Origin of the sequence: Micromonospora inaquosa, assembly GCF_003857055.1 — a bacterium.
Lineage (GTDB): Bacteria > Actinomycetota > Actinomycetes > Mycobacteriales > Micromonosporaceae > Micromonospora > Micromonospora inaquosa.
Genome location: NZ_QGSZ01000301.1, coordinates 1 through 17,225, shown reverse-complemented (window position 1 = coordinate 17,225; position 17,225 = coordinate 1). Strand labels below are relative to the sequence as shown.

Annotated in this window: 15 protein-coding genes; 7 read left to right on the top strand and 8 right to left on the bottom strand. The window is 72.4% G+C overall.

The annotated features are described in order from the left end of the window. The 3 genes from DLJ59_RS27705 to DLJ59_RS27695 all read left to right on the top strand — a co-directional run. Nucleotides 1–2,334, top strand: a 2,334-nt coding sequence (locus tag DLJ59_RS27705) for a beta-L-arabinofuranosidase domain-containing protein (protein ID WP_124776031.1), incomplete at its 5' end; no start/stop codon positions are given. 159 nt (nucleotides 2,335–2,493) lie between these two features. Continuing rightward, nucleotides 2,494–3,432, top strand: a complete 939-nt coding sequence (locus DLJ59_RS27700; RefSeq protein ID WP_124776029.1) for an NHL repeat-containing protein — start codon at nucleotides 2,494–2,496, stop codon at nucleotides 3,430–3,432. Nucleotides 3,433–3,562: 130 nt separating this feature from the next. Then, nucleotides 3,563–4,450, top strand: coding sequence for an endonuclease/exonuclease/phosphatase family protein (locus DLJ59_RS27695; RefSeq protein ID WP_244236269.1), 888 nt, complete (start codon nucleotides 3,563–3,565; stop codon nucleotides 4,448–4,450). A gap of 36 nt (nucleotides 4,451–4,486) precedes the next feature. On the opposite strand, the gene DLJ59_RS27690 is transcribed toward DLJ59_RS27695, so the two are convergent. Continuing rightward, nucleotides 4,487–5,371 (bottom strand): MHYT domain-containing protein, encoded by an 885-nt coding sequence (locus DLJ59_RS27690; protein ID WP_124776025.1) that lies wholly within the window; start codon nucleotides 5,369–5,371, stop codon nucleotides 4,487–4,489. 165 nt (nucleotides 5,372–5,536) lie between these two features. Beyond that, on the bottom strand, nucleotides 5,537–8,341 hold the full coding sequence (locus DLJ59_RS27685) for a DEAD/DEAH box helicase (protein ID WP_124776023.1): 2,805 nt from the start codon (nucleotides 8,339–8,341) through the stop codon (nucleotides 5,537–5,539). Nucleotides 8,342–8,427: 86 nt separating this feature from the next. Here DLJ59_RS27685 and DLJ59_RS27680 point away from each other — a divergent pair, with 86 nt between their 5' ends. Further along, nucleotides 8,428–9,186: an HAD family hydrolase gene (locus tag DLJ59_RS27680; protein ID WP_124776021.1), complete on the top strand. Its 759-nt coding sequence runs from the start codon at nucleotides 8,428–8,430 to the stop codon at nucleotides 9,184–9,186. A 93-nt stretch (nucleotides 9,187–9,279) separates the two neighbouring features. Beyond that, the gene (locus DLJ59_RS27675) at nucleotides 9,280–10,191 is read left to right on the top strand and encodes an EamA family transporter (protein ID WP_124776019.1); all 912 of its coding nucleotides are present in this window, start codon (nucleotides 9,280–9,282) and stop codon (nucleotides 10,189–10,191) included. On the opposite strand, the gene DLJ59_RS27670 is transcribed toward DLJ59_RS27675, so the two are convergent. The 6 genes from DLJ59_RS27670 to DLJ59_RS27645 all read right to left on the bottom strand — a co-directional run bounded on the left by DLJ59_RS27670 (nucleotide 10,154) and on the right by DLJ59_RS27645 (nucleotide 14,967). Then, nucleotides 10,154–11,077 (bottom strand): diacylglycerol kinase, encoded by a 924-nt coding sequence (locus tag DLJ59_RS27670; RefSeq protein ID WP_124776017.1) that lies wholly within the window; start codon nucleotides 11,075–11,077, stop codon nucleotides 10,154–10,156. The two genes, DLJ59_RS27675 and DLJ59_RS27670, sit on opposite strands and share 38 nt — an antisense overlap. A 137-nt stretch (nucleotides 11,078–11,214) precedes the next feature. After that, nucleotides 11,215–12,168, bottom strand: coding sequence for a twin-arginine translocase subunit TatC (tatC, locus tag DLJ59_RS27665; RefSeq protein WP_124776015.1), 954 nt, complete (start codon nucleotides 12,166–12,168; stop codon nucleotides 11,215–11,217). 18 nt (nucleotides 12,169–12,186) lie between these two features. Continuing rightward, nucleotides 12,187–12,501, bottom strand: a complete 315-nt coding sequence (tatA, locus tag DLJ59_RS27660) for a Sec-independent protein translocase subunit TatA (protein WP_124776013.1) — start codon at nucleotides 12,499–12,501, stop codon at nucleotides 12,187–12,189. A gap of 159 nt (nucleotides 12,502–12,660) precedes the next feature. Further along, a complete protein-coding gene (locus tag DLJ59_RS27655) occupies nucleotides 12,661–12,906 on the bottom strand; it encodes a hypothetical protein (protein ID WP_124776011.1) in 246 nt (81 codons plus the stop codon). Nucleotides 12,907–12,916: 10 nt separating this feature from the next. Then, nucleotides 12,917–13,972, bottom strand: coding sequence for a helix-turn-helix transcriptional regulator (locus DLJ59_RS27650; RefSeq protein ID WP_124776009.1), 1,056 nt, complete (start codon nucleotides 13,970–13,972; stop codon nucleotides 12,917–12,919). Next, nucleotides 13,969–14,967 (bottom strand): helix-turn-helix transcriptional regulator, encoded by a 999-nt coding sequence (locus DLJ59_RS27645; RefSeq protein ID WP_124776007.1) that lies wholly within the window; start codon nucleotides 14,965–14,967, stop codon nucleotides 13,969–13,971. The genes DLJ59_RS27650 and DLJ59_RS27645 overlap by 4 nt, the downstream gene beginning before the upstream one ends. Before the next feature lie 118 nt (nucleotides 14,968–15,085). Here DLJ59_RS27645 and DLJ59_RS27640 point away from each other — a divergent pair, with 118 nt between their 5' ends. Next, a complete protein-coding gene (locus tag DLJ59_RS27640; protein WP_124776005.1) occupies nucleotides 15,086–16,090 on the top strand; it encodes a cation diffusion facilitator family transporter in 1,005 nt (334 codons plus the stop codon). Nucleotides 16,091–16,137: 47 nt separating this feature from the next. Then, complete coding sequence (locus DLJ59_RS27635) at nucleotides 16,138–17,223, top strand: DUF3866 family protein (protein WP_124776003.1); 1,086 nt, start codon at nucleotides 16,138–16,140, stop codon at nucleotides 17,221–17,223. Nucleotides 17,224–17,225 lie beyond the last annotated feature (2 nt).

The following is a 17,225-nucleotide window of genomic DNA, read 5'->3' as shown; positions in this document are numbered from 1 at the left end:
ATGCCACCCCCACCCCTCAGCCGCCGCCACCTGCTTCAGGCCGCCGGAGCCACAGTGGTGCTCTCCGCGACCGGCGCCGCCCTCGCCCCCGGGAACGCGTCCGCCGCCGTCGTGCCCCCGGCCCGATCCGACATCGGCGTCTCGGCATACCCCTTCGACCCCGGTCAGGTACGACTCACCGCCGGCCGCTGGATGGACAACCAGAACCGGACGCTCAACTACCTGCGGTTCGTCGACGTCGACCGGATGCTCTACAACTTCCGTGCCAACCACCGGCTGTCCACCAACGGCGCCGCCACCAACGGCGGCTGGGACGCGCCGAACTTCCCGTTCCGGACCCACATGCAGGGGCACTTCCTGACCGCCTGGGCGTACGCGTACGCGGTGCTGGGCGACACCACCTGCCGGGACAAGGCCAACTACATGGTGGCCGAGTTGGCCAAGTGCCAGGCCAACAACTCCGCCGCCGGGTTCGGCGCGGGATACCTCTCCGGTTTCCCGGAGTCCGACTTCACCGCGCTCGAAGCCCGGACGCTGTCCAACGGCAACGTGCCCTACTACTGCATCCACAAGACCCTCGCTGGGCTGCTCGACGTCTGGCGCTACACCGGAAACACCCAGGCCCGTACGGTCCTGCTGGCTCTCGCCGGCTGGGTCGACAGCCGCACGAGTCGGCTGAGCTCCAGCCAGATGCAGTCGATGCTGGGCACCGAGTTCGGTGGCATGAACGACGTGCTCACCGACATCTACCAGCAGACCGGCGACTCCCGCTGGCTCACCACCGCCCAGCGGTTCGACCACGCCGCCGTGTTCAACCCACTGGCCAACAACCAGGACCAGCTCAACGGGCTGCACGCCAACACGCAGGTGCCCAAGTGGATCGGCGCGGCCCGGGAGTTCAAGGCGACCGGGACCACCCGTTACCGGGACATCGCCAGCAACGCGTGGAACATCACCGTCGGGGCGCACACCTACGTCATCGGCGGCAACAGCCAGGCGGAGCACTTCCGGCCGCCGAACGCGATCGCCGGCTACCTCAGCAACGACACCTGCGAGCAGTGCAACACGTACAACATGCTCAAGCTGACCCGGGAGCTGTGGCTGCTCGACCCGAACCGCACCGACTACTTCGACTTCTACGAGCGTGCCCTGATCAACCACCTGATCGGCGGGCAGAACCCGGCCGACAGCCACGGTCACATCACCTACTTCACCCCGCTGCGGCCGGGTGGGCGTCGCGGGGTGGGTCCGGCCTGGGGTGGCGGCACGTGGAGCACGGACTACAACTCGTTCTGGTGCTGCCAGGGCACCGGCCTGGAGATCAACACGAGGTTGATGGACTCCATCTACTTCTACAACGGCACCACGCTGAGCGTGAACCTGTTCACGCCGTCGGTGCTGAACTGGACGCAACGCGGCATCACTGTCACCCAGAGCACCAGCTACCCGGTCAGCGACACCAGCACCCTGACCCTGTCCGGGTCGATGAGCGGCTCGTGGAGCATCCGGGTACGGATCCCGTCCTGGACCAGCGGCGCGACGATCGCCGTCAACGGCACGGTGCAGAACGTCGCCACCACCCCCGGCAGCTACGCCACCGTCACCCGCACCTGGGCCGCCGGCGACACCATCACCGTGCGGCTGCCGATGCAGGTCACCATGCGGGCCGCCAACGACAACTCCTCGGTCGCCGCCGTCACGTACGGCCCGACGGTGCTCGCCGGCAACTACGGCAACACCACGCTCAGCGCCCTGCCGGCGCTCACCGTCTCCTCGATCGCGCGAACCAGCACCAGCTCGCTCGCGTTCACCGCCAGCGCCAACGGGTCCACGGTGAACCTCGCCCCCTTCCAGGACGCCCACGGCTACAACTACACGGTCTACTGGAACACCAGCGGAGGCGGCAGCACCGGCGGCAGCTACCGCCTGGTCAACGTCGGCACCGGTCTGGTCCTCGGGGTGCAGAACATGTCCACCGCCGACGGCGGGCTGGCCGTGCAGTGGGGCGACAGCGGCACCGCCGACCACAACTGGGTGGTCGTGACCGACGGCAACGCGGTCCGGTTCCGCAACGTCCACAGCGGCAAGGTCCTGGGCGTGGAGAACATGTCCACCGCGGACAACGCCCGGGTCCTGCAGTGGGGCGACAACGGCACCGCCGATCACCGGTGGATCCTCGTGGACAACGGCGACGGCTCCTACAAGATCCGCAACGTCAACAGCAACAAGCTGCTCGGGATCCTGAACGGGTCGACCGCCTGGGGAGCGCAGGCCGTGCAGGACTCCGACAACGGCAGCGCGGACAACCGGTGGCGGCTGGTCCGCAACGCCTGACGTCCACCCCGCTCCACCAACTCACCGGCGCGGTCACCCGAAGGCCGCGCCGGTGAGCCGGGCGGGCAACCGGCAGCGGTCGTACAGTGGGGAGGGTCCTGGCCCCAGTGAACGTGGCGGACGTGTCGGCTCGTGCCGCTTCCGCCCGGAAGGAGCACAGTGAACCGCCCCCTCCGCACCATGCTCGGCAGCGCGATGACCGCCGCCATGCTGGCCACCGTCGCCGTCGCGCCGGCGCAGGCGCACCCCGGAGGGCGACCGCCGGCCGTCCTCGCCCTTCCCGACGGATTCCAGCCCGAGGGCATCGCCACCGCCGGCCGGTACGCCTACTTCGGCTCCCGCGCGACCGGCGCCATCCAGCGCGTCGACCTGGTCACCGGCCGGGGCACGACGATCGGCGCGGCCACCGGCACCCCGTCACTCGGTCTCAAGGTCGACCCACGGGGTCGGCTCTTCGTCTCCGGTGGCACGGCCGGCGACGCTCGCGTGCTCGACACCCGCACCGGCGAGGTGCTGGCCCGTTACCAGTTCGCCACCGCCCCGACGTTCGTCAACGACGTCGTCCTGACCCGCGACGCCGCGTACTTCACCGACTCGAACCGACCGGTGCTCTACCGGGTGCCACTCGGTCGCGGTGGGGCGTTGCCACCCGCCGACGCGTTCACCACGATCACCCTGACTGGCGCGTACGAGCAGGTCGGCACCGGTGTCAACCTCAACGGCATCACCACCACACCGGACGGCCGGGCGCTGATCGTCGTCCAGTCCACCACCGGCACGCTGTACCGCGTCGACCCGGCGACCGGCGCGAGCACCACCGTGGACGTGCCGGGCCACACCTTCACCAACGGCGATGGACTGCTGCTGCTCGACCGCACCCTCTACGTCGTGCAGAACCGCCTCAACCTGATCGCGGTGGTCCGGCTGAACCACGCCGGCACCGCCGGAACGCTCACCAGCACCATCACCGACCCGAACTTCGACGTGCCCACCACCGTCGCCACGGCGTTGGGCCGGCTCTACCTGCCCAACGCCCGGTTCACCACAGCGCCGACCCCGAGCACGCCGTACACGGCCGTCGCGGTCCGCGCCCACTGAGCGACCCGAGGGGCACCCGCCACGCGGGTGCCCCCTCGGCCGACCGCTCTGAATCTCGATCCCCGATCGGCCACAGTAGGATCACTGGCACCTCGGCGATGCCTGTCGCCTCGTGCACCCCGGAGTCCGTGTGGCCGCCCGTTCGTACCGGTTCCTGCGCCGAACCCTGGTCGTGGGCTGCCTACTCACCGCCGCCGCCGTGCCGGCCGCGCCGCCGGCCGCACCGCAGGCAGTGCGGCCGGCCGCACCCACCGAAACGGCGAAGGCCCCGCCCGCCACCGTCCTGCGGATGCTCCAGATGAACCTCTGCAACAGTGGTCGCGCCGCCTGCTACACCGGCCGGGCTCGGGCCAGGGCCGCCGAAGTGATCACCGCCGAGACCCCCGACGTGGTCACCCTCAACGAGATCTGCGCGAACGACCTGACCGTCCTGTCCCGCGTGTTCCAAACCGTCCACCCCGGTCGGACCGTCGTAGCCGCGTTCCAGGCCGCCGGCGACCGCCCGAGCGGCAACGACACCCGCTGCCGCAACGGCCAACGATTCGGTATCGGAGTGCTGACCCACGTGCCGGCGTCGGCCACCCCGCGCACCGTGTACGCCGGAACCCATCCGACCCAGGACCCCGCCGACCCCGAGGAACGGGCCTGGCTCTGCGTCGACGTCGACGGCGTGGTGCTCGCCTGCACCACCCACCTGTCGGCCAGCGGCGGCTACCGCATCGCGCTCACCCAGTGCGACCATCTGCTCGACGCCGTCCTGCCGACGATCAGCCGCCAGGCCGGTCACCTGCCCACGGTGCTGGGTGGTGACCTCAACCTGCGCGCCGGCCACAACCCCGACGTGCGGTCCTGCATACCGCCGGGCCATCAGCGGCTCGACGACGGCCGACTACAACACATCACGGCGACCCCCGACATCACGCTCTGCTGTCGCACCCTGGTGCCCATGCACGAGGCGACCGATCACCCCGGGCTGCTGGCCACCCTCACCATCGACCACAGCCGCCGGCCGGCCTGATCCGCTCCGCACCGGGCGCGCGACGGCCGCACGGCGTCAGCGCGGCGGCGTGTCCCGGCGGGACGGGAACGGCGTACCCGGCTGGCCGAGGGTGGAGCGGGCGCGCAACCCGACCGGATCGGGAGCGACGGCGGGCGTCGGGGCCGCCGGTTCCGAGAGCCGTCGCCCGTCCAGGTACGCGGTGGCGGCCCGGTCGTCGTCGGTCGGAGCGGCGAGCAGCGCGTAGAGCAGACCGACCACCCCGAAGATCACCGCCAGCACGATCGGCACCAGCAGGGTGCTCACCCCGGTGCCGGTCACCTCACCCGCGCCCTGGTGACGGTGCACCGACAGGGCGCTCATGCCGGTGAAGTGCATGCCGTTGACGGCGATCCCCATGACCAGCGCGGAGGCGAAGATCGCCAACCCCCGCCGGACGGTCATCGCGAGCCACAGCGCGACGGTGGACGCCACCACGGCGATGACCACCGAGAGCACGACCCGGCGGCTGTCGTAGCCGAGGCTGCCGTTGAGGCGCATGGCGGCCATTCCGGTGTAGTGCATGGAGGCCACGCCGGCACCGGTGAACAGGCCGCCAGCGATCAGGCGTACCGGATTGAGCCGGCCGGTGCCCACGATGGCCAGGCCGATACCGACCGCCACCACGGCGATGGCCGTGCTGGCCGCGGTCAGCGGCACGTCATAGCGGATCCGGGTGTTCTCGACGGCGAAGCCGAGCATGGCCATGAAGTGCATAGCCCAGATGGCGGTGCCGCCCAGTGCCCAGGCCGACAGCAGACCCCACCACGCCCGCTGACCGTTCGTCCGGGCCGTGCGGATGCGCCCCGCGCAGACCAGACCGAGGATCGAACCGAGCACGGACAGCGCATAGCTCAGCGCGGGCGTGATCCACCCGTACTCAAAGTGATTGATCTCCGCCACGGCGGCTTACTCCCCATTCGTTACCGACGCGTCAACAAGACGCCTCGGCAATGATCAGGGGTGCTGTGATCAGGCGCAACAGTGCCCCCCGGGCTATCCGAGGGGTGCCGTCGCGGTAACGGTCCGCTGCGTCGATTCGACGACGACAATGACTGGGCGTGATTGTCAGGCCGACGTGTGGTAGGCGAGAACGCCCCGATTGACGGCCCCTATAGCCTGCCGAGCCGTGGACCGCAGCTCGGCTGAGGCACCGCCGGAGTCGGCAATCTGACCGAGCAGGTCGACGACCTGTCGGGCCCACCGGACGAAGTCGCCGGCCGGCATATCACCATCGATCTCGTGACCGCTGCCGAGCACCTTGGCCAGCGCCTCGCCCCGCGCCCAGCGGTAGACGGGCCAGGCGAACCCGAGATCCGGCTCCCGGGTCGCGGTCAACCCTCGCGCCGCCTCGTCGGCCTCGATCTCCCCCCACAGCTTCAGCGTCTCGTCCACCGCGTCGGCCACCGGCCCACGCGGCAGCGACGCCCGCTCGTCGACATCACGGCGCGCCTCGAACACCACCACGGACACCGCGGCGGCCAACTCGGCCGGGGACAGCCCGTTCCACACCCCCCGGCGCAGGCACTCGGCGACCAGCAGATCCGCCTCGGTCCAGATCCGGCCCAGCATCCGACCGGCGTCGGTGACCGCACCGTCGCGGGCGAGGTAGCCACGCTCGGTCAACAACGCCACGATCCGGTCGAACGTCCGAGCGAGGGACCCCGTACGGCCACTGACCCGCTCGCGCAACTCCTCGGTGTCGCGTTCCAGCCGCCGACGCCGCTCCGCCCAGCGGGCGTGCTCCTCCCGCTCCGGGCAGGCGTGGCAGGGGTGGTGTCGCAGCTCGGTGCGGAGCTGGCTGATCCGGTGGTCCTCGCCGGCCGCCTGCCGGGAACGACCACCGCGTCGACCGCCGTGCCGGTCCAGGCCGGTGCCGCTGACCTCGGCAGCGAGATCCCGCCGGGCAGCCGGTGACCGGTGGTTGAAGTGCTTGGGCACCCGGATCCGGGCCAACACCTCGGCCGGAGTGGTGAAGTCGCCGGGGCTGACCCGCCCGGCCCAACGGTCCTGGGTGAGCACCAGTGGCCGAGGCTCACCGAAGCCGCCGGTCGCTGGGTCCAGCACCACGGCCAGCCCGGCCCGCCGGCCCGACGGCACCCGGATCACGTCGCCGACCCGCAGCCGCTCCAACGAGGCCACCGCGGCGGCCTTGCGCTGGGTCTGCCCCTGCCGGGCGATCGCCTTCTCCCGCTCGGCGATCGCCACCCGCAGCGCGAAGTACTCGTCGAAGTCGCCGTGATGGCAGGCGGCCTCCGCGCCGTACGCCTCGATGGTCTCGGTGTTGCGCTGCACCTGCCGGGCCAGACCGACCACCGACCGGTCCGCCTGGAACTGGGCGAACGAGGACTCCAGCAGCGCCCGGGCCGGCTCCGCGCCGACCGTGCCGACCAGGTTCACGGCCATGTTGTACGACGGTCGGAAGCTGGACCGCAGCGGGTAGGTGCGGGTGGACGCCAACCCGGCCACGTGCCGTGGGTCGGTCTCCGGGGACCACACCACCACGGCGTGCCCCTCCACGTCGATGCCACGGCGGCCGGCACGCCCGGTGAGCTGCGTGTACTCCCCCGGGGTCAGGTCGACGTGCGCCTCGCCGTTGTACTTGACCAGCCGTTCCAGGACCACGCAGCGCGCCGGCATGTTGATGCCCAACGCCAGGGTCTCGGTGGCGAAGACCGCCTTCACCAGGCCGCGGACGAACAACTCCTCGACGATCTCCTTGAACACCGGCAGCATGCCGGCGTGGTGGGCGGCCAGGCCGCGTTCCAGACCGTCCAGCCACTCCCAGTAGCCCAGGACCGACAGGTCCTCGCCGGGAATGGCGGTGACCCGGGACTCGACGACCCGACGGATCTCGGCCCGCTCCTCCGCCGAGGTGAGCCGCAACCCGGCGGCGAGACACTGCTGCACCGCGGCGGCGCAACCGGCCCGGCTGAAAATGAACAGGATCGCCGGGAGCAGACCCTCCCGGTCCAGTCGGTCGACGATGTCCGGACGCAACGGGCCGCGCCAGCGCGGGCCGCGTCGGCCGGCACCCGGCCCCGCGCTACGCCCCTCCCCCAACTCCAGCCGCCGCACGGTCTCCCGGGTGTAGCGCAGCAACTCCGGGTGCACGTCGTGCTTGCGGGCGGCGTCGGCGTCGTGGAACAGGTCGAACATCCGCTTGCCGACCAGCATGTGCTGCCACAACGGCACCGGCCGGTGCTCGCTGACCACCACGGCGGTCTCACCGCGCACGGTGACCAGCCAGTCGGCGAACTCCTCGGCGTTGGAGACGGTCGCCGACAACGAGACCAGGGTGACCGAGGCCGGCAGGTGAATGATCACCTCTTCCCACACCCCGCCGCGGAAACGGTCGGCCAGGTAGTGCACCTCGTCCATCACCACGTACGCGAGGCCCTGCAGCGTGCTGGAGCCCGCGTAGAGCATGTTGCGCAGCACCTCGGTGGTCATCACCACCACCGGCGCGTCACCGTTGATCGCGTTGTCGCCGGTCAGCAGACCGACCTGCTCGGCGCCGTACCGGGCGACCAGATCGTGGTACTTCTGATTGGACAACGCCTTGATCGGCGTGGTGTAGAAGCACTTGCGCCGGGCCGGCGGGGTCGTCGCGTCGGTTGCGGCGGGCACCCGGTCGTCGGGCCGCCCGCGCAACGCCAGGTGGACGGCGAACTCCCCGACCACCGTCTTACCGGCGCCGGTGGGGGCGCAGACCAGCACACCGCTGCCCCGCTCCAGCGACTGACACGCCTCCCGCTGGAAGTCGTCGAGGTCGAACCCCAGCTCAAGGGCGAACTCGTCCAGCGCCGGAAACTGTGCGGCTTGTGCGGCCTTGCGGCGCGCCGCTGCGTACCGCTCGGCGGGGCTCGACATGGCACCAAGATTAGTGCGTGCCGAGTCGCCTCACCCCACAAGGCCGTCCGGAGGCGCGGTCGGGGGCGGTCGGTAGGGTGCACGGCGTGCCGGACCATGCCGAACCGCCCCAGACCAGTCCGCCGGGCACCGCCGAGCGCAGGGCGTCCCGACGCCCTGTCAAGGCGGTGCTCTTCGACTTCCACGGCACCCTGGCCCAGGTCGAGGACCCCCAGCGATGGGTGCTGGAGGCCGCGGCGGCGTGCGGCGTCACCCTGGACCGGGTCCGCGCCACCTCGCTCGCCGACCGCCTGCTGACCGCCGGGCGCGCCGGCGGGCCACTGCCGGCCCGGGTGCCACCCCGCCTTGCCGAACTGTGGGCCGACCGGGACCTCTACCAACACGCCCACCGGGGCGCGTACACCGGGCTGGCCGAGACCGTCGACGCCGGTATCGACGGCTTCGCCGACGCGCTCTACGAGCGGCTGCTGATCGCCGAGGGCTGGCACCCGTACGCCGACACCGCCCCCACGCTGACCGCGCTGCGCGACGCCGGGGTGCCGGTGGCGGTGGTCAGCAACATCGGCTTCGACCTGCGGCCACACTTCGACGCCTGGGGGCTGACCGACCTGGTCGGCGCGTTCGTGCTCTCGTACGAGGTGGGGCGCTGCAAACCCGACCCGGCGATCTTCTGGCGGGCCTGCGGAATGCTGGGCGTCGACCCGGAGCAGACCCTGATGGTCGGTGACACACCGGCGGACGCGGGCGCGGTGGCCGCCGGCTGCTCGGTGCTGGTGCTCCCGGCCGCCGAGCCGGGCCGGGAGAACGGGCTGGGCACGGTGCTCGACCTCGCTCTGCCGGCCTGACCCACGGCGACCTGACCCGTCCCCGCGCCGCCGCTGGTCACGGAGGTGGACACCGCCACAGGGTGGCCGGGGTGGAGCGCCTACCGTCGTGCCGTGACGGACACCCTGCTGCCCACGCCACCCTCGGGCCAGACCGGCCCGGCCCGGCGCGGTGGCGTGGCCGCCGTGGGGCTCGTGCTCGGCGGGGCCCTGTCGGTGCAGTTCGGCGCAGCCGTGGCCGCGTTGCTCTTCCCGCGCACCGGGGTCGCCGGCGCGGTGACCCTACGGCTGACCATCGCAGCGGTGCTACTGCTCGTCGTGTGCCGGCCCCGACTGCGCGGGCACGACCGGATGGCCTGGCTCGCCGCCGGCGCGTTCGGGCTGGCGCTGGCCGGCATGAACTCGCTCTTCTACCAGGCCATCGAACGGATCCCGCTGGGCCCGGCGGTGACACTCGAGGTGCTCGGCCCGTTGGCGCTGTCCGTGATCTCCGCCCGACGCCTGGCCAGCTGGGGCTGGGCGGGGCTGGCACTGGCCGGGGCGGCGCTGCTCGGGCAGGGCGGCTTCGACCGACTGAACCCGGTCGGAGTGGCCTTCGCGTTCGGTGCGGGCGCCATGTGGGCCGCGTACATCGTGCTGAGCGCCCGGGTCGGCGGCCACTTTCCCGGCGCGGACGGGCTGGCCCTGGCGCTGACCCTCGCCGCGCTGGTCACCCTGCCGCTGGGCATCATCGACGGCGGCGCGGTGCTGCTCGACCCGCCGGTGCTGGCGCTCGGCGCCGCCCTCGCGGTACTCGCCTCCGGGCTGCCCTACACCCTGGAGCTGCTGGCGCTACGGCGGATGCCCACCGCCACCTTCGCGGTGCTGATGAGCCTCGGCCCGGCCGTCGCCACGCTCGCCGGGTGGCTGGTGCTGCGGCAGGCGCTGACCCTTCTGGAGTGCGCTGCCATCGTGCTGGTCATCGCGGCGAGCATCGGCGCGGTCCGGGTCAACGCAGCAGCCGCAGGGCGCCCGGAACCGCGCTGATCGTCACCGGCAGCTCCAGGGACCGTTCCCCGTCTGCGTACGAGGTGATGCCGTCGGCCGCCAACTCCACGGTACGGGCCCGGAAGCTGCGCACCAGCGGGTGGCTGACGTGGGTGCCCTGGTAGATGCGCGGCTTCACCCGGACCAGGGTGCGCCGGTTGACCCGACCCGCCACCACCACGTCGAGCAGCCCGTCGGTCGGGTCCGCGTCCGGGCAGATCCGCATCCCACCGCCGTACGTCGGGCAGTTGCCCACCGCCACGAGCACCGCGTCCAGGTCGTGCGGCACCCCGTCGAGGCGCAGCGTGTAGCGGCGTGGGCGCAGCCGGGCCAGCTCGACCAGGATCGCCAGGTCGTAGCGGCGCGGGCCGCGGGGCCAGCGCATCCGGTTGGCCCGCTCGTTGACGATCGCGTCGAACCCGGCCGCGAGGACCGCCCCGAACCACCGCTCGGCGCCGTCGACCCCGACCATCCGGGCCAGGTCGACCGGTCGACTGCGGCCGTCGCGCACCGCCTCGGCGATCACCGCCGCCGCCGCGAGGGGGTCGGCCGGGAAGCCGGTGTCCAGGGCGAAGTCGTTGCCGGTGCCGGCCGGGATCGGGCCGAACGGCACGTCGGTGCCGGCGACCGCCTGCAACGCCCGGTGCACGGTGCCGTCCCCACCGACCGCCACCAGCGCGCCAGCGCCGTCGGCGACGGCGGCCCGACACGCCGCCTCCGCCTCGACGGGGCTCGACGCCGGCAGCAGCCGGACCGGCCGCCCAGCGGCGGCCAGCGCGTCCAGCAGCCGGGGCAGCAGAGCGCGGTGCCGCCCGCGACCGGCGGCCGGGTTGGCGAGCACGGCCACCGGGCCGGGCAGGTGATCGTCTGCGGTCACGGGCAGCACCGTACCGGTCGGACACCCGCCGTTCACCCGGGGCAGCCGCCATCACCGTCAGTCCCGCCGCCGACGCGCGAGGTGACGCGACAACGCCGCCCCCGGTAAACGGGGACGGCGTCGGTGGACCGGGCGGCGCGCGGCCGTCAGGTCATGTCGTCGTAGCGGCGTTCGATCGGCGCCGGTGGGGCGACCGGCTCGGGTACGCCGATCGGCGCGGTCGAGTCGACCCGCTGCCCGGCCACGACCGGGTCCGCGTCGAACTCCAGCGGCGACACCTCGTCGTCGTCGATGCCGGCGTAGATCTCCTTGCCCCGCCCACGCCGCTTGTCGTTGAGGAACGCGATCCCGACAGCCACGAAGTAGAGCAGCGAGAGGGAGAGCGCGAGCAGCGTCATACCGAACGGACCTGGATCCGGTGTCGCGATGGCGGCGAAGGCGAAGCAGATGAAGATTACTGCCCGCCACCAGCTGAGCAGTCGCCGTGCACTGGCAATCCCGGCGAAGTTGAGCATGAGCAGGATCAGGGGGAACTCGAATGCCACGCCGAACAGCAGGATCATGTTCGTAATGAACGCAATGTAGGCGCTGACCTCGAACTGATTTGATAGCCCGCCCACGCCGGATTCCATCAGGAACCCGAGTCCCTTGTCGACCACCACGTAGGCCAGCATCGCGCCAGCGGCGAACAGCGGCGCCGCGATCGACACGAAGACGTAGGCCCACTTACGCTCGTGCCGATGCAGACCGGGAGCGATGAACGCCCAGAGTTGGTAGAGCCAAACCGGCCCGCCGATGATCAGACCGAGCCAGAGCGCCAACTTCAACTTCAGCACGAACCCGGTAGTCGGTGCCAACGCCAAGAGGTCCTGGCAGTTTCCCAACGCGTCCGTAGTGTCGGGGAGCCGGCAGTATGGCTGCTTCAGAAGCAGGAAAACTGGGTCGGCAAGCAAGAACCCGACGATCAGGCCGCCGACGATCGCCAGCGACGCGCGGAACAGACGGTTACGCAGTTCGCGGACGTGCTCGATGAGCGTCATCGAGCCGTCGGCGGCCCGCTCGAACGCCTTGGGGCCGCGTTTACGCAGTGCGAAGGCCACGGGAGTGGGGCCCTTCGGTCAGTTGTCGCGGACGCGGTGCACCGGGTCGACGACCGGCTGCTGCGGCGGCGCCTGCTGGTACGGGGCCTGCTGCGGCTGCCCGGTGTAGGGCGCCTGCTGCCCGGCGTGCGGCGGCAGCGGCTGGTAGCCGGCCTGCGCGTCGGCCTTCTCGGCGAGGTCGCGGTCGTCGTCCTGCAGGCTCTTGGTCTCGGCCTTGATGATCCGCAGCGACCGACCCAGCGACCGGGCCGCGTCGGGGAGCCGCTTCGCACCGAAGAGCAGGATCAGCACAACCACGAGAACAGCGATGTGCCACGGCTTGAGGGCACCCATGAGAAGCTCCAGTCGGTCTGTGTCCGAGGGGTGGTACGCAGCCCATCGTACGTGCGGATCGGCTGCCCGCCACCCGTTGGGTGGTGGTGGTGTGGCCGGGAGGGTGAAGTCTTGACCAACCCGCGATGATCCGTCAACCACCGCCAGGTGCGTGCTCGATCAGCCGCGCTTGGCTTTGATCACGGCGAGCCGCCGGGAGGTGGTGTCGAGCCGACGTTGGACCGCCTCGGCGCGCTGTTGCAACGCCTCGGCGGAATCCCGCAGCGCCTCGGCCTCGGCGGCCCGCCGCTGCAACGCCACGGCGGCGCGGCGCAGCCGGGGCAGCCGGGCCAGCACCGGGCGCACGGCCAGCGCGAGCGCCACGAGGGGTAGCAGCACCACCGCGAGGACGATCCAGATCAGCACGGCGGTCAGCCTACTGGGTGCGGCCGGCCACCGCCGGGTCACCCAACGGTGCGCGTTCCGGGTCGCCCTCGGGCGGGCGGGGCACAGCCGTGGGCGCGGGCACGGCGTACGCGTCGAGCGCGGCGGCCGCCGTCGCGCGCACCTGCTCGGCCAACTCGACCGGGGCGACCACTGTCACCTCCGGGCCGAGGCCCAGCACGAACCGGCGGGCCCAGCCCAGGTCGGTCACCCGCAGCGAAACGAGCCACTGGTCGCCGTCGCCGGCCTCCACCCGCTCACACGGGTAGTACTCGGTGATCCACCGCTCGCCCCGGCCGATGCGCAGGGTGATCAGCGGCAGGTCGGCCGACGGGCGGAACACGCCCTCGGTGAGGTCGTGCGGAACGGCCTGCGGCGGCACCGCGGCCGGCTCGTCCAACTCGGTGGTCGCGTCGATCCGGTCGGCGCGGAACAGCCGGACGGCCTCCGCACGCCGACACCACGCCTCCACGTATGCCCGGCCGCCGACCATGAGCATCCGCAGCGGGTCGATGACGCGCTCGGTGGTCTCGTCCCGGGCAGCCGTGTAGTAGGTGATCCGCAGGGCCTTCCCGCCCTCCACGGCGGCGCGCAGCGCCTCGACCCGCGGCGTGTCCCCGGGCAACCGGACCGCCACCGGGGCATCCACCAGATCGCCCGCGTCCTCGATCTTGGCGAGGGCCCGTTCGACGGCCTCCCGGTTGGCCACCCCGGGCGTCTCGGCCAGCATCCGCAGCGCCACCACCAGCGCGAGGGCCTCGTCGGGGGTCAGCCGCAACGGCCGGTCGATGCCCGCGTCGTAGGTGATGGTCACCCGGTCACCGTCGAACGCCATGTCGATCAGGTCGCCGGGACCGTAGCCGGGCAGCCCGCACACCCAGAGCAGCTCCAGATCCTCCCGGAGCTGGCGCTCGGTGACGCCCAGGTCACCGGCAGCCTCGGCGATCTCGATGCCGGGCCGGGCCAGCAGGTAGGGCACCAGGTTGAGCAGTCGGGCCAGCCGGTCGGCGGACGCGCGGGAACCGTTGCGGGCGGCCGGGCGGGTCACCGGGCACCCCCGCCCACGGCCAGCTCGTCGTGGCGCACGGCGATCTCCTTGAGTCGTTGGATGACCGCCTCGCGGACCTCCGGTGGGTCGAGGACCCGTACGTCCGGTCCGTAGCCGACGAGATGGCCGGCCAGGCCGTCGGGGTCCGCGTACGGCAGGACCAGCCGGTCGCCGTCCGGGCCGGCGGTCACCTGCACCGCCCAGCGACGCAGCCCGGCGGCCCGCCCCGGCGCGGCCAGCACGGTGGCCCGACCGGTGCGCTCCACCGGACCCGACCAGCGGGCCACGTGGCTGATCAGGTCGACGTTGGCCGGCGGCTCGTACGCGCCGGGGGCGCCGGTCACCCGGACCGCGCCGACGACCCGGGACAGCCGGAAGCAGCGGGTCGCCTCCCGGTCCTGGTCGTGACCGACCACATACCACCGGCCGCGCCAGCAGACCACGCCCCACGGCTGCAGTCGCCGCCGGCTGGGCGCGTCGCGGTCGGGCACCCGGTAGTCGAACCCCACCTCGCGGCGGTCCCGCGCGGCGGCGGTCAGCGGCGCGAACGCCGGGTCGACGGTGACCATCGGCTCCAGGCCCAGGGTCGCCTGCGGGTCCACGTCCACCCCGGCGGCCCGCAGCTTGGCCAGCCCGGACGACGCGGCGGCGGCCAGCCCGGCGTGCTGCCACAGCCGTGCGGCGATGCCGACCGCGGCGGCCTCGTCCGGTTCGAGGAGGATGTCGGGCAGCGCGTATTCGCGGTGGGCGATCCGGTAGCCGGGCTCGGCGTCGAAGGCGCTCGCCGTGCCGGTCTCCAGTGGCACACCCAGCTCGCGCAGCTCGGCCTTGTCCCGTTCGAACTTGCGCTGGAACGCCTCGTGGTCGCGCGCGTCGTCAGGATCGTGCTCGTAACCGGGCACGGTCGCGGCGATCTGCGCGGCGGTCAGGAACCGTCGCGTGGACAGCAGGCAGATCACCAGGTTGACCAGGCGTTCGGTGCGGGTCCGCGACACGCGGTAGACGCTAGCAGCCGGCACGCCCAGACCGTGCACCCACGCGGGGCGTGCCGCACACATGTTCGGATCGGGCCTCCCTCAGCGCGTCGCCGTCCCCGGTCATAGGGTGATCCTCATGTCGCCAGCGGAGGCCAGGCCCGAGAGCGAGAGCGTCGGCACCATCGTCGTCGCCGGCGTCGCCAACCTCGCCATCGCGGTGGCCAAACTGATCGCCGGGCTGATCTCCGGATCCGCCGCGATGCTCTCCGAGGCGGCGCACTCGGTCGCCGACACCACCACCGAGGTGCTGCTCTTCCAGGCGCTGCGCCGCGGCGCCCGCCCGGCCGACCAGCGACACCCCTTCGGGTACGGCAAGGAAAGCTACGTCTGGGCGTTCTTCGCGGCCATGTTCACGTTCGTCGCCGGCGCCGGTTTCGCCGTCACCCACGGCGTCACCACGATCCTGGTGCACGAGCACAGCGGCAACTACCTGATCTCGTACATCGTGCTCGCTGTGTCCTTCGTCATCGAGTCGATCTCACTGGCCCGGGCGGTGCGGCAGGTCCGCCGCGAGTCGCGACGCTGGCAGACCACGCCTCGGCGGTTTCTGCGGCTGACCGCCGACACCACGGTGAAGGCGGTCTTCCTGGAGGACAGCGCGGCCCTGATCGGTCTGGTGCTGGCCGGGCTCGGCGTCGGCCTGTCGCACGCCACCGGCGACGAGGTGTGGGACGGCGTCGCGTCGATCCTGATCGGGCTGCTGCTGCTGACGGTCGCCGGGATCCTCGCCGGCAACAACCTGTCGCTGCTGGTCGGCCGGGCCGTCCCGGAGCGACTGCGCCGCGAGATCGAGCAGGAGTTGGCCGGGCTGCCCGAGGTGGAGCGCATCGACACCCTGTTGACCATGCAGCTCGGCCCGGCGGACATCCTGGTCGCCGCGAAGGTCGACTTCCGCGACGAGGCCACCGGCGCGCAGATCGAGGCCACCGCCGACGAGGCCGAGCGGCGGCTCACCGGCCGGTACCCGGAGATCCGGTTCGTCTTCCTCGACCCCACCCGTTCGCTGCCGGGCGCCACCGGCACCGCCCGACACACCCAGGCCGGCCCGAGCCCGGACGCCGGCGGCCCCGAGCCGACCTGAACCACCCGGGCGCGGGCCGTCGGGCCCGCGCCGCTAGCGTGCCCGTCATGGTGCGATGGCGTACGGGGACGGTGGCGACGCTGCGACGGCAGTGGGCCGGGGCGGTGGAGCTGGACGTCGACCTGCCCGACGGCACGCGGATGCGCGCACTGGCCTACCCGGAGCTGGTCGGCACGCCCGAGCCCGGCGACCGGGTGCTGCTCAACGCTGGCGCGCTGCTGATGGGGCTGGGCACCGGCGGGTACGCCCTGGTGGTCGCCCTGCCGGACCGGCTGCCACCGGACCCGCCGGACGTCGCCGACACCCGCGACTCCGGGCACCTCGTCAAGGCCCGCTACACACCGTTGCAGCCGATCCTGCTGGGCGTCGACGAGGAGGCGTCCCCGCACCGCGACGTGCTGGCCGACGCGGACGACCTGGGCGGCCTCCCGGTGGTCACCGCTGACCTGCACTCGGCGCTCCCGGCGATCCTGGCCGGCATCCGGGCCGACGCCCCGCAGGCGCGGGTGGCGTACCTGCTCACCGACGGTGGGGCGCTGCCCGCCTGGTTCTCCCGCACCCTCGCCGGACTACGCGCCGACCTGGCCGGCACGATCACCGTCGGGCAGGCGTTCGGTGGCGACCTGGAGGCCACCACCCTGCACGGCGGTCTGCTCGCCGCCCGGCACGTGCTCCACGCGGACGTGGCGATCGTGGCTCAGGGGCCCGGCAACCTGGGCACCGGCACCCGCTGGGGTTTCTCCGGCGTCGCGGTCGGCGAGGCGGTCAACGCGGTCGCCACGCTGGGCGGGCAGCCGGTCGGCTCGTTGCGCATCTCCGACGCGGACCCCCGCCCCCGACACCGGGGCGTGTCACACCACAGCCTCACCGCGTACGGCCGGGTGGCGCTGGCCCCGGCGGATCTGGTGGTGCCCGAGGACCTGGCGTCGCCCCTCGCGGCCGAGGTGCACGCGGCTCTGGCGCCGCTGGCGGTCCGGCACCGGATCGTCCGGGTGCGCACCGACGGTCTCGACGCCGCGCTGCGGGCCAGCGCCGTGCCGCTGTCCACCATGGGCCGTGGCCTCGACGCCGACCACGCGTACTTCCTGGCCGCAGCCGCCGCCGGCCGCCACGCCACAACCCTCCTCCCCTAACG

What these genes read in the sequence shown, in the direction of transcription:
- DLJ59_RS27685 (WP_124776023.1), bottom strand. Translation starts at nt 8,341, where the DNA reads ATGTCGAGCCCCGCCGAGCGGTACGCAGCGGCGCGCCGCAAGGCCGCA.
- tatA (WP_124776013.1), bottom strand. Translation starts at nt 12,501, where the DNA reads ATGGGTGCCCTCAAGCCGTGGCACATCGCTGTTCTCGTGGTTGTGCTG.
- DLJ59_RS27640 (WP_124776005.1), top strand. Translation starts at nt 15,086, where the DNA reads ATGTCGCCAGCGGAGGCCAGGCCCGAGAGCGAGAGCGTCGGCACCATC.
- DLJ59_RS27635 (WP_124776003.1), top strand. Translation starts at nt 16,138, where the DNA reads ATGGTGCGATGGCGTACGGGGACGGTGGCGACGCTGCGACGGCAGTGG.